Origin of the sequence: Sphingomonas sp. (assembly GCF_019242355.1) — a bacterium.
Classification (GTDB): Bacteria; Pseudomonadota; Alphaproteobacteria; order Sphingomonadales; family Sphingomonadaceae; genus Sphingomicrobium.
The window spans coordinates 1-11,934 of the sequence record NZ_JAFAVR010000229.1 but is presented as its reverse complement, the minus strand read 5'-3'; the positions used below and the strand labels follow the sequence as shown (position 1 = coordinate 11,934).

11 protein-coding genes and 1 pseudogene are annotated in these 11,934 nt (G+C 65.4%); 6 read left to right on the top strand and 6 right to left on the bottom strand.

The window, feature by feature from the left end; all coding sequences use genetic code 11:
* Positions 1-531 (bottom strand): NAD-dependent epimerase/dehydratase family protein (locus JOZ79_RS11345; protein ID WP_294074193.1); only part of this gene is annotated, 531 nt, incomplete at its 3' end.
* A 779-nt stretch (positions 532-1,310) separates the two neighbouring features.
* On the opposite strand from JOZ79_RS11345, the gene JOZ79_RS11340 reads away from it, so the two are divergent.
* Together JOZ79_RS11340 and gpmA are read left to right on the top strand one after the other, a co-directional pair.
* Entirely contained in the window at positions 1,311-2,477 is a 1,167-nt protein-coding gene (locus tag JOZ79_RS11340) for a M14-type cytosolic carboxypeptidase (protein ID WP_294074192.1), read from the top strand.
* Positions 2,477-3,163 carry a 2,3-diphosphoglycerate-dependent phosphoglycerate mutase gene (gene gpmA / locus JOZ79_RS11335; protein WP_294074190.1) on the top strand — a complete coding sequence of 229 codons (687 nt, stop codon included), beginning with the start codon at positions 2,477-2,479 and terminating at the stop codon, positions 3,161-3,163. The genes JOZ79_RS11340 and gpmA overlap by 1 nt, the downstream gene beginning before the upstream one ends.
* Here the strand turns inward: gpmA and JOZ79_RS11330 are convergent.
* Entirely contained in the window at positions 3,160-3,738 is a 579-nt protein-coding gene (locus JOZ79_RS11330) for a GGDEF domain-containing protein (RefSeq protein WP_294074188.1), read from the bottom strand. The genes gpmA and JOZ79_RS11330 overlap by 4 nt on opposite strands.
* Before the next feature lie 143 nt (positions 3,739-3,881).
* On the opposite strand from JOZ79_RS11330, the gene purE reads away from it, so the two are divergent.
* From purE to JOZ79_RS11315, 3 genes are all read left to right on the top strand, one after another.
* A complete protein-coding gene (gene purE / locus JOZ79_RS11325) occupies positions 3,882-4,364 on the top strand; it encodes a 5-(carboxyamino)imidazole ribonucleotide mutase (protein ID WP_294074186.1) in 483 nt (160 codons plus the stop codon).
* A complete protein-coding gene (locus JOZ79_RS11320; protein ID WP_294074185.1) occupies positions 4,361-5,422 on the top strand; it encodes a 5-(carboxyamino)imidazole ribonucleotide synthase in 1,062 nt (353 codons plus the stop codon). The genes purE and JOZ79_RS11320 overlap by 4 nt, the downstream gene beginning before the upstream one ends.
* A 305-nt stretch (positions 5,423-5,727) precedes the next feature.
* The gene (locus JOZ79_RS11315) at positions 5,728-5,994 is read left to right on the top strand and encodes a hypothetical protein (RefSeq protein WP_294074183.1); all 267 of its coding nucleotides are present in this window, start codon (positions 5,728-5,730) and stop codon (positions 5,992-5,994) included.
* Between the two features lie 147 nt (positions 5,995-6,141).
* Here JOZ79_RS11315 and JOZ79_RS11310 read toward each other — a convergent pair whose 3' ends face one another.
* The gene (locus JOZ79_RS11310; protein ID WP_294074181.1) at positions 6,142-8,976 is read right to left on the bottom strand and encodes a pitrilysin family protein; all 2,835 of its coding nucleotides are present in this window, start codon (positions 8,974-8,976) and stop codon (positions 6,142-6,144) included.
* Positions 8,977-9,116: 140 nt separating this feature from the next.
* On the opposite strand from JOZ79_RS11310, the gene lepA reads away from it, so the two are divergent.
* Positions 9,117-10,934: a translation elongation factor 4 gene (gene lepA / locus JOZ79_RS11305; RefSeq protein ID WP_294074179.1), complete on the top strand. Its 1,818-nt coding sequence runs from the start codon at positions 9,117-9,119 to the stop codon at positions 10,932-10,934.
* Position 10,935: 1 nt separating this feature from the next.
* Here the strand turns inward: lepA and JOZ79_RS11300 are convergent, their stop codons facing one another.
* The 3 genes and pseudogenes from JOZ79_RS11300 to JOZ79_RS11290 all read right to left on the bottom strand — a co-directional run.
* Positions 10,936-11,229, bottom strand: coding sequence for a CcdB family protein (locus JOZ79_RS11300; protein ID WP_294074177.1), 294 nt, complete (start codon positions 11,227-11,229; stop codon positions 10,936-10,938).
* 2 nt (positions 11,230-11,231) lie between these two features.
* Complete coding sequence (locus JOZ79_RS11295) at positions 11,232-11,474, bottom strand: type II toxin-antitoxin system CcdA family antitoxin (protein WP_294074175.1); 243 nt, start codon at positions 11,472-11,474, stop codon at positions 11,232-11,234.
* A 24-nt stretch (positions 11,475-11,498) separates the two neighbouring features.
* Positions 11,499-11,934, bottom strand: a pseudogene (locus JOZ79_RS11290) (class I SAM-dependent DNA methyltransferase); the annotation flags it as partial.

The following is an 11,934-nucleotide window of genomic DNA, read 5'->3' as shown; positions in this document are numbered from 1 at the left end:
GGCGCCGGCGACGTTGAAATACCGTAGCGCGCCATAATTGAACGGGTAGGCCGCCGAGGCGTCCGAGAGCATCCGCTCGGTCATCAGCTTGGATGCGCCATAGGGATTGATCGGTTGCCTGGGGTCCTCCTCCTCGATCGGCACGCGGTCGGGCGCGCCATACACAGCGGCGGTGGAGGAGAAGAGGATGTGGCCGACGCCGGCGTCCACCGCGGCGCTGATCAGGCTGTGCGTGGCGATGGTGTTGTTGCGATAATAATCGAGCGGCTTCTCGACCGATTCCGGGACGACGATCGAACCCGCGAAATGCATGATCGCCCCGATCTTCTGCTCGGCCAGCACCCCGTCGACCAGCGCCCGGTCGGCGATGGACCCTTCGTAGAAGGCGACCTGCTCGGGAACGATGGCGCGGCTGCCGTTGGAGAGGTCGTCGATGACGGAAACGCTCCAGCCGCCATCGAGAAGAGCAAGGACTGCATGGCTGCCGATGTAGCCGGCGCCGCCGGTGACGAGGACTGGGAGCTTGGTCATTGCGTGGCGCTAGCGGAGGGCGGCGGCGAGTTCCAGCCGGCAACGAGGTTGGGAGCGGTGGCGAAACCATGCATCGCCCCATTCGTTGATGGGTTCGGAGCGAACGTTCCGTCGCTCCGGTCACGTGGCATGCCGCGCCTAAGAGGCCAGAACGGCGCCACCGCATCAAGGGACACGAATCATGACAGCCAGAAAAAGCTTCCTGATGGCGGCTGGAGCATCGATCGTTGCTCCGGCGATTGTCGCAGCCTCTCCGCCGGCAGGGGCGCAAACCCGGGGTCCGTCATCTACGACGGTGGCGACGCCCCATTCTCCGACCGGGAATGGCGGTGGTTACAACCACATGAATTCCCCGCAGCACGCCACGGGCCAGCCGATGCAGTCCTGCGAAACGTCCGGAACAAGGCCGGGCAATGCCGCGAGCGCCCCTGGGTCCGCATTCAACGAGAATGGCGTTGCAGGTTCGAAATATGCAGGCTCCGCGCCGCAGAACTCGCGCAACACGGCCTCGGTTTCGCAGTACGACGTTGCCTGCTCCAATCAGCCGCACTGACGCGCAACGTCGTCGAAGCTGTTGATCGATCCGGGGTCGCCCGAACGCCTGGTTAGAAGGATCCGGGGGCGGCCCATGAAGCGGGACGCGAAACAGGGCGCGTCCTAGCCAAATGCCCGCTTCTGCATGAGGCCTCTTTCGTCGGCGTGAGCCGGCGCCGTTCGCCGTTTGCCCAATCCGCGGCGGCGCTCTACAGGCGCATGCAAATCCCTACAGGTGCCCCTGCATGACCTTCACGATTTCCAGTTCGTTCGACGCCGGCAACATCCGCGTCGTTTCCCAGGACGGCGACCGCGTCGACCTGGAGATCGTCACCGACCACATGAGCGATTTCTACCAGTGGTTTCATTTCCGGGTGGCAGGCGCGGCGGGCCGGGAGATCACGCTGCGCATCACCAATTGCGCCGGCTCGGCCTATCCGCACGGCTGGCCGGACTACAAGGGCGTGATGAGCCTCGACCGCGAGGATTGGGTGCGCATCCAGGACACGCGCTATGCCGACGGCGTCCTCACCATGACGCTGACGCCTCCGCAGGACGTCGTCTGGATCGCTTATTTCGCGCCTTATTCGATGGAGCGGCACCACGATCTGGTGACGCAGACGGCGGCGATCCCGGGCGTCCAGTACCGATCGCTGGGCAAGAGCCTGGACGGACAGGACATCGACTGCCTGACTATCGGTGAGGGCCCGCTCAACGTCTGGCTCTACGCGCGGCAGCACCCGGGCGAGAGCATGGCCGAATGGTGGATGGAAGGCGCACTCGAGAAGCTGGTCGACGATGATGATCCGGTTGCTCGCGTGCTTCGGCGGGACTGTACGTTCCGGGTGGTGCCCAACATGAACCCGGACGGGTCGCGGCGCGGGCACCTTCGGACCAATGCGGCCGGCGTGAACCTCAACCGCGAATGGCACGCGCCGTCGGCCGAGAAGAGCCCGGAAGTGCTGTGCGTCCGCAACGCGATGGACGAGACTGGCGTCGATTTCGCGATGGACGTCCATGGCGACGAGGCGATTCCGGCCAACTTCCTGGCCGGCTTCGAGGGCATTCCCTCGTTGACGGAGCGGCAGACGCGCTTGTTCGAGCAGTTCAGCGAGACTCTCGAGCGTTTGTCGCCCGATTTCCAGCGCGAGCAGGGCTATGAGGTGCCCGCGCCCGGCCAGGCCAACATGTCGATGTCGACGACCCAGCTCGCCGAGCGCTACGGCTGTGTGTCGATGACTCTGGAAATGCCGTTCAAGGACAACTTCAACCTGCCCGACGAGGTCTATGGCTGGTCGCCCCAGCGGTCGAAATACCTCGCCGGCGCGTGCCTTGATGCGCTGCATGCGATCCTGCCCGACCTGAAGGCCGCGGCTTCGGCCGGAACGGAGCTGGAAGAGGTTCCGGCCTGATGCCGACTCTGGTGCTGCTGCGGCATGGCCAATCGCAGTGGAACCTGGAGAATCGCTTCACCGGCTGGTGGGATGTCGACCTCAGCAACGCCGGGGTCGCCGAGGCGCGGGCTGCGGGCACGCTGCTGCGCGAGCGCGGCCTGGACTTCGACCGTTGCTTCACGAGCGTCCTGACGCGGGCGATCCGGACCCTCAACCTTGTCCTTCACGAGATGGACCGCCTGTGGCTTCCGACGGCCAAGGACTGGCGCCTGAACGAACGTCACTATGGCGGCCTCACCGGGCTCAACAAGCAGGAGATGGTCGAGAAGGTGGGGGAGGAGCAGGTAAGGATTTGGCGCCGGTCCTACGATGTCCCGCCGCCTCCGCTCGAGGAGGGCAGTGCGTATGACGTCGCCCGCGACCGCCGCTATGCGGACATCGCGGTGCCGGCGACCGAGAGCCTGAAGGATACGGTCGCGCGAGCGGTGCCCTATTTCAATTCGGCGATCGCGCCGGCGCTGAAGGACGGCAAGAGGGTGCTGGTCGCGGCGCACGGCAACTCCCTGCGCGGCATCGTCAAGCATCTCTCGAACATCGGCGACGACGAGATCGTCGGGGTCGAGATCCCGACTGGGCAGCCGCTGGTTTATGAGCTTGCGGACGACCTCACGGTCGAACGCTATTACTACCTGCGAGACGCTTAGGCAGCGACCTTGCGCCGGTACATTTCGGCGTCGGCCCGGGCGATCGCCGCTTCGGGTGTGTCGTCGGCCTGAATCATGCCGACCCCGATTGCAACGCTCAACGGCAGCGCCCGGCCGTCGTGCATGAATTCGCAGCCCGCGATCAGGTCGACCAGCCGGGTCGCCGTGTCGTGCGCATCGGCGCCTTCCACCTGGCCGACGAGGATTGCGAACTCATCGCCGCCGATCCGAGCGACGAGATCGCTGCGGCGGACCCCGCCAACGAGCAGGCGCGAGACCTGGATCAGCGCCTCGTCGCCGGCGCAATGGCCGAAATTGTCGTTGATCATCTTGAGCCCGTCGAGATCGACGAACAGCAGCGCGGCGGGCTGGGCGTAGCGCTTCACCCGGTCGATCACCCGTTCCAGCGCTCGCATGAAGCCGCGGCGGTTGGGAAGGTCGCAAAGGCTGTCCTGATGCGCGAGCGTATCCAGCTGCTCGACCCGCTGCCTGAGCTGCGTCACCTCCTTTTGGAGGCGACTGACTTCCTCGATCAAACGGTCCGAGTCGACGGCCTCGATCACCTCGTCAATCATGCGGGAACGCCCCCTACTCCGGCGTCGAGTCATAGCTTGAATCCAAGCTTCTGAAAACGCGTGAAATCACCCACATAGGTTTGCATGGCACAACGGCGGCCCCTAAACGACCAGCCTTGGCGCAACTGGTTCAAGGCGGGACAATGGGCGAGCCGCGGGTCGGCATCATCATGGGCAGCAGGTCGGACTGGGAGACAATGCGCCATGCGGCCGAAACCCTCGACACGCTCGGCGTGGCATATGAGGCGAAGGTGGTCTCCGCGCACCGGACTCCTAAACGGCTTTACGACTATGCGACTTCCGCGCGGGACCGGGGCATCCGGTTAATCATCGCCGGAGCGGGCGGAGCTGCCCACCTGCCCGGGATGGCTGCGTCGATGACGTCGCTTCCGGTGCTCGGGGTGCCCGTCGAGAGTCAGGCATTGAACGGCCTGGATAGCCTGCTGTCGATCGTCCAGATGCCGGCTGGAGTTCCCGTCGGGACGCTCGCGATCGGCAAGGCCGGGGCGATTAATGCGGCCCTTCTGGCGGCGTCGGTGCTGGCGCTCGGCGACGATGCGCTCGGCCGCCGGCTCGACGCCCAGCGCGAGGAGCAGACGCGCTCGGTTGCCGAATCGCCCGAATGACGGTCCCGCCCGGCTCGATCATCGGTATCATCGGCGGCGGCCAGCTCGGCCGGATGCTCGGCGTCGCCGCGGCGCAGCTCGGCTACAAGTGCCACATCTTCGATCCCGCCGAGCATCCGCCGGCCGCCGACGTCGCTGCCTTCGCGACGCGCGCCGCCTATGACGACGCGGACGCGCTGCGCCGGTTTGCCGCCAGTGTCGATGTCGCCACGTATGAGTTCGAGAACCTGCCCGTGGCACCCCTCGACGCCATCGGCGCCAAGCTCCGCCCCGGCACTCGCTCGCTCGCCGTTGCGCAGGATCGCGCGGTCGAGAAGATCTTCATCGAGAAATGCGGCGCTCGAGTCGCAGGCTGGCGGCCGGTCGACAGCCTTGACGACGTCCGGGCGGCGGTGTCGCAACTCGGCCTTCCGATCGTCCTCAAGACGCGGCGATTCGGCTATGACGGCAAGGGTCAGGCCTGGATCCGGTCCGAGGTGGACGTCGAGGCGGCATGGAGCGCGATCCGCGAGACTCCCGCGGTGGCCGAGGCGGGAGTCGATTTCACCGCCGAATTCTCGGTGATCGTCGCCCGTTGGGGGGACGGGCGTCATGCCTTCTGGGATTCCCCGGAAAACGGTCATCGCGACGGCATTCTGCATCTGTCGACCGTGCCGGCCGGTGCGGCCATTCGGGCACAGGTCCCGGAAGCGCGAACGGCGGCGCTCCGGATCGCTGAGACTCTTGGCCACGTCGGGGTGATGACAGTCGAATTCTTCGCCAGCCCCGCCGGTCCGCTGGTCAATGAAATCGCGCCACGGGTCCACAACAGCGGCCACTGGACGATCGAAGGCGCCGCCACGTCGCAGTTCGAGCAGCATATCCGGGCAATCTGCGACCTGCCGCCCGGCACGACGGACCTGGTCTCGCGGGGGGCCGAAATGGAGAATCTGATCGGCGACGATATCGCTCGCTGGCCCGAGCTGGTCGCGGAGGCCGGCGTGCATCTCCACATCTATGGCAAGGGCGAAGCGCGTCCCGGACGCAAGATGGGCCATGTTACTCGCCTGGTCCGATAGCCTGGCGAGGGCTGTTACGGCGCAGGAACAATTATTCGCGCCGCTCGTCGTGCCGGGAGCAATAATGGAGTTTTCGCCATGCGTTCCGCACTGCTTTGGCTCATCGGCGTACCGATCCCAATCATCCTGCTCCTCGCGGTGTGCACGCACCACTTCTAGGCGGTCTGTCGAGATCAGCCTCGGCTCGCAATGTCCGCTATGGGTGAAAAGCAGACATTAGGCGTGTAGACTTGGGGGCGTTCGTTCCCCGAACCCCTATGTTCGCGATCTTGGCAGGTTTGGCGCAAAGTGCGCTCAATCCTCACATGAGTGGCATCCGGTCCAGCATCGACCGCTATTGTCACGGCGACGCCAGGTGTGCGGCTCAGCAGGACGCTGGCGTTCTGCGTTACGTCCACCTCATCTATGACTACTCACCGCCCATTCCGATCATGAACTCTTGCATGGCCGAAGCCACGCACATCCGCCTGACGAACTGGGTAGGCGTCGCCGAATGTGTGCAGCGCTGGTCGGTGGGCAGGCCGACGATCAATCACGGCCTCACCCCGTCGGGCAAGCGAGCCGACGAGTAGGTCATCGCCCGCACTTTGAACAAGAACATCAACGAGATGAAGATGACGCTCAGTGCGGTCACTCGTCGCCCGGCCAGGATCATCACATCGGCAGGCTAGCCGGACGGCTTACGTCCGCAATCGGTCTAAGGCAGACGCGCGGTCCGCCTACTTCGACTGAACGACCTCCACCGGCAGCCCTAGCGGGGCGAGCTGCGGTTTGACCTTTGCGGCGTCGCCGATGACGACCCAGGTGAATTTCGACGGGTCGATGGCCTTGGCCGCGGCGTCGAGCTGCGGAGCGGTCAGCGAGCGGTAGCGGCTCGCCAGCGTCTCATAATAGTTATCGGGCCGGTGGTAGAGCAGGTTGTTCTGAATCCCGCCCATCAGCGCGGCACCGGTCTCGAAATTGCCGGGCAACTCGCGGACCGCGCCGTCGATGGTGCGGCTGAGCTCCTCGGGCGTAACGCCCTTGGCTGCCAGGAAGGCCGTGATGTCGTCGCGCATCGCTGCGATCGAGGTACCAGTCTGGTCGGTCTGCACCGGCGCGTAGATCATGTAGGGAACCTGCTGCTGCGGGCGCGGCATGAAGCCCTGGACGCCATAGGACCAGTGCCTGGTCTCGCGCAGGTCCATGTTGAGGCGCGACATGAACTGGCCGCCGAGGACGTCGTTCGCCTCCATGAGCGGGACGAGGTCGTCGGTGCCGCGAACGGGCAGCAGCTCGCCCGCGAAGATCAGCGACTGCGGCGTGTTGGGCCGGTCGATGAGGAGGATGCGTCCCGCCTGGGCGGCGGCCGGAACGGCGAAGTTCTTGACCGGCTTCGCACCCGTCGCGCGCCAGTCGCCGAAGCTGCGCTCGAGGAGCGGCATGATTTCGGCAAGCGTGGTGTCGCCGACGACGAGGATGGTCGCGTTGTCGGGCCTCAGCCAGCTGTCGTGGAAGGCCGCGAGGTCGGCGGGGGTCAGCTTCGCCACGGCGGCGGGATCTCCGCTGCCGCTGAACGGCACGCCATAGGGATGGTCCTTGCCGTAGATGATCGGCGGCAGGGTCCGAAGCGCAATTCCGACCGGCTGCTTCGCTTCCTCGGCGATGGACGAAAGCTGCTGGGCGCGGACACGCTCGACGTCGGCGGGGGTGAAGGCCGGGTGCCGAACGATGTCGGCGAGGAGGTCGAGCGAAGGTGCGAGGTTGGGTTTCAGCGCCGACAGGTAGACGTGTGACCTGTCCATGCTCGGCGAAGCACCGATCGACGCGCCGAGATTTTCCTTGGCCTCGGCGATCTCGACCGAATTGTACTTTTCGGTGCCCTCGTCGAGCATGCCGAGCATGAAGGCCTGGGTGCCGAGCGCGGTCTTCGGATCGGCGGCGTTGCCAGCGTCGAAGTCGACCGCGACGCGGACCGCCGGAACGTCGGCCCTGCGCGCGAACACCACCGGGATCCCGTTGGACAGGGTCGCATGTTCGATTGCCGGCCACTTGAGGTCGCCGATGGTGGCGATGGGCGGCAGGGCCGAGCGGTCGATTCCACCCCGCGCAGCGCCGACCTGCGCTTTCGGCGCAGCGCTCACCTTGGCGCCTGCTGCGCCACCAGCAGTGTCGCCGGCGAGCTTCGATTCCTCGTAGGCTTCGCGGGCGCCGGGCTCGAGCGTGTAGGCGAACACGGGGCGCGACAGCCACTTGCGGGCCACGGCCTGCACCTGGGTCGGCGTGAGCGCGGCCTCCTCGTCGAGCTCCTTCTTGTAGAAGCCAGGGTCGTTGGCGAAGACCGCGCCTTCCGCCAGGGTCACCGCCTTGCCGCCGAAGCCGCCGACGGACTCGAGGCCCTTGATGGTAGAGGCGATGTCGGCGGTCTTTGCGCGCTGCAGCTCCTCTGCCGTCGGGCCGCTCCGGATGAACTCGGCGACGACCGCGTCGAGCTGCTGGCCGACGACCTTCGGATCGACCCCCGGCCTGACAGTTGCGTCGATGGAGAATTCGCCGACCCGCTCATTGGGGTCGACGCTGGCGGAAACGCTGACCGCGGTCTTCTTGTCGCGGACGAGCTCGTTCTGCAGCCGCGAACTGGACAGCCCGCCCAGAATGCTTGCCGCCATTTCCAGCGCCGCCGTATCCTTTGCGGTAATCCCGGGAACGGCCCACATGCGCGACAAATAGGTGTTGGCGACCTCGTCGTGGAAGACCTTGGTCACCGGCGCGGCGAGGGTCGGAACGGTGGCCGCCGCCGGTGTCGACTTGGGACCCGCCGGGATGCTGCCGAAATATTTCTCGACGAGCGGCCGAGCGTCGGCGGCGGTGACGTCTCCGGCAAGGACCAGCACCGCATTGTTCGGCCCATAGTGCGAGCGGAACCAGTCCTTTACCACCTCGAGGCTCGCATGGTCGAGGTCGCCCATCGAGCCGATCACCGTGTGGTGATAGGGGTTGCCGGCCGGGAACAGCGTCTGCTGGATCGAATATTGGAGGAGGCCGCCCGGCTGGTTGTCGTCGCCGCGCTTCTCGTTCTGGACGACGCCCCGCTGGATATCCAGCTTCGACTGCGTCATCGCTGGCAGCAGGTAGCCCATTCGGTCGCTTTCGAGGAACAGTGCGCGTTCCAGCGCGGCCCTCGGCACCGTCTCGAAGTAGTTGGTCCGGTCGTAGTTTGTCGTGCCGTTGAGATCGGTCGCGCCGATCGACTGCATCGGGCCGAACCAGCCGGTGTCACTGTGCTGCGATCCGCCGAACATGAGGTGCTCGAAAAGATGCGCGAAGCCGGTGCGCCCGGCGGGCTCGTCCTTCGAGCCGACATGGTACCAGACACTGAGCGCGACGATCGGCGCCTTGTGGTCCTCATGGACGACGACCCTGAGGCCATTCTTCAGGGTGAAGGTCGAATAGGGGATCGACACGTCCTTGACGAGCGCGGCTACGGGCACGCCCTGCGGCGGGGTGGCGGCGACTGCAGGAGACGTGAGTGCCGTCGCGGCGGCGAGCAGTGCAAGGCGGCTGACGATGCGCATCGGCTTCAAATCTCCGGGAAACTAAAGAACTTCACCGCAAGCTTAACCGCAGGTCCGCCACGTGCAATGTCCGCCTCCCGGATTTTCGACAAACAGCGCCCTCGCGCTCCCCCAACCGCTCTGCTAGCCGCCGTGCGCAAATGGCTGACATCACGAAGATCCGGAACTTCTCGATCATCGCGCATATCGATCACGGCAAGTCGACGCTTGCCGACCGGTTGATCCAGCGGACGGGCGGGCTGACCGAGCGGGAGATGAGCGCGCAGGTCCTGGACAATATGGACATCGAGCGCGAGCGCGGGATCACCATCAAGGCGCAGACCGTGCGCCTGGAATGGAAGGGCCATGAGCTCAACCTGATGGACACCCCGGGCCACGTCGACTTCGCCTATGAGGTCAGCCGCAGCCTCGCGGCGTGCGAAGGCGCGCTCCTGGTCGTCGACGCCGCGCAGGGAGTCGAGGCGCAGACGCTCGCCAACGTCTACCAGTCGATCGAGCACGACCATGAGATCGTGCCGGTGATCAACAAGATCGACCTTCCCGCTGCTGATCCCGAGGGTACCAAGCAAGAAATTGAAGAAATCATCGGGCTGGATGCGAGCGGCGCGGTCTTGGCCAGTGCGAAGACGGGGATTGGCATCGAGGAAGTGCTGGACGCCATCGTCGCCACGATTCCGCCGCCGAAGGGCGACGCGGAGGCTCCCCTCAAGGCGATGCTGGTCGACAGCTGGTACGACCCCTATCTCGGCGTCGTCATCCTCGTCCGGGTCATCGACGGCGTCCTCAGGAAGGGCGCGCAGGTCAAGTTCATGGCCGCCGGCACGACGCACCTGGTCGACCGCGTCGGCTGCTTCCGCCCCAAGATCGAGCAGCTGAGCGAGCTCGGACCCGGCGAGATTGGCTTCATCACCGCCCAGATCAAGGAAGTCGCCGAGACCCGCGTCGGCGACACCATCACCGACGCCAGGCGCCCCGCGCCCGAGCCCCTGCCCGGCTTCAAGACCGTCCAGCCGGTCGTCTTCTGCGGCCTGTTCCCGGTCGACGCCGCCGACTTCGAGAAGCTCCGCGACAGCCTTTACAAGCTGCGCCTCAACGACGCCTCGTTCAGCTTCGAGATGGAAAGCAGCGCCGCCTTGGGCTTCGGCTTCCGCTGCGGATTCTTAGGGCTGCTGCATCTCGAGATTATTCAAGAGCGCCTTACTCGTGAGTATGATCTGGATCTGATCACGACCGCGCCGAGCGTCGTCTACAAGATCCACCTCAGCCACTCGAAGTCCGAGCCCGCGCAGACCATCGAGCTCCACAACCCGGCCGACATGCCCGACCCCAACCGGATCGAAAGCATCGAGGAGCCGTGGATCGACGCCACCATCTACGTCCCCGACGAATATTTGGGCTCGATCCTGAAGCTGTGCCAGGACCGCCGCGGCATCCAGCGCGACCTGACCTATGTCGGCACCGGCGCCCACGCTCGGGCCATGCTCCGCTACGAGCTGCCGCTGAACGAAGTCGTGTTCGACTTCTACGACCGCCTGAAATCGATCAGCCGCGGCTATGCCAGCTTCGACTACCAGCAGATCGGCCACCGCGAAGGCGACCTCGTGAAGATGAGCATCCTCGTCAACGGCGAGCCGGTCGACGCCTTGAGCATGATCGTCCACCGCGCCAATGCCGAGACGCGCGGCCGCGGCATGTGCGAGCGCCTGAAGGATCTGATCCCAAGGCACATGTTCAAGATTCCGATCCAGGCCGCGATCGGCGGCAAGGTCATCGCCCGCGAGACGATCGCCGCCCTGCGCAAGGACGTCACCGCCAAATGCTACGGCGGCGACGCGACGCGGAAGCGCAAGCTGCTGGAGAAGCAGAAAGAGGGCAAGAAGCGCATGCGGGAGTATGGGAGCGTGTCGATCCCTCAAGAAGCTTTCATCGCCGCCCTCCGCATGGGCGACGACGCGTAGCTCACACGCCGCTGATCAGCGTGTCCAGCGCGCCGGTGATGTCGAACGAACGGCTGGCAAGGGATGCGATCACGGGCCCGAGCTCGCGCCTCGGCACGGCGCCAGCCGACTCCGTGATCAGGACATAGGTCTCCCCGTCCACATCGAAGACCGGGTTGAGCCTGCGCGCCGGCGCCGGTGCCCGAGCTTTCGGAATCAAGGGGGCGACCAGGCGCGAGGCGATATGGCTCAGCAGGTCCGCCTGACAGTCGACCACGAGCCCGTCTCCAAGGCGGTGAACGTCGAACTGGGCCATATTTAGAAGAGGCGGTGTCGTTCAAGCGGCAAGCCGTTCGCCTCGATCCATTCGTTATACGAATCGAGCGCCGGCTTGTTCTCCTTCAGCCAACGCTCCGCCTCGGCTTTTTTCACCGCTCTTTCGAGGCCCTGGTTTGACGCTTCGGAAATGCTCACGCCAAGCTTTCGGGCTTGCGCGACAAGTTCCGCGTCCAGCGTGACATTGGTCGCGGCCCTTTTCCGACGCACTGCTCGCGTCGTCATGAATTCACTAACCATGCGCATAGTTTATGCGCATGGTTTCGTGCGCGCAAGCTTCTGCCCGAAGCGGGGGATCTGGTAGTCGGGACGGAGCCATCGGATGGTTCCGGCTTTCTCCTCGGCGGCGCGTTCGTGGTTAAGCGCGACCAGGCGGGCGGCGATCTCTGACGGCCCAAGCTTACCGGCGCGCCAGTCGTCGCCCCAACCGTAGGCGTCGGCGACTGCTTCATCGAGTTGTTCGTGCAGGCGATTGACGATGGCGGCTCGCGCCTTGGTCGCGCGGCGCTGCTCCTTGTCATCCATCGGCGCGCTGGAACGTAACTTCTCCCGCAGGTTGTAGAGCTCGGTCATGGTTAGCTTGTCGGTCTCGGCGAGCGCAGCCTTGCGGGTGGAGTCGAGCTCTTCGGCGAGGTCGGCGATGCGGGCACGTTGGTCGGGTGTGGCTTCGGGAAAGGGGAAGGGG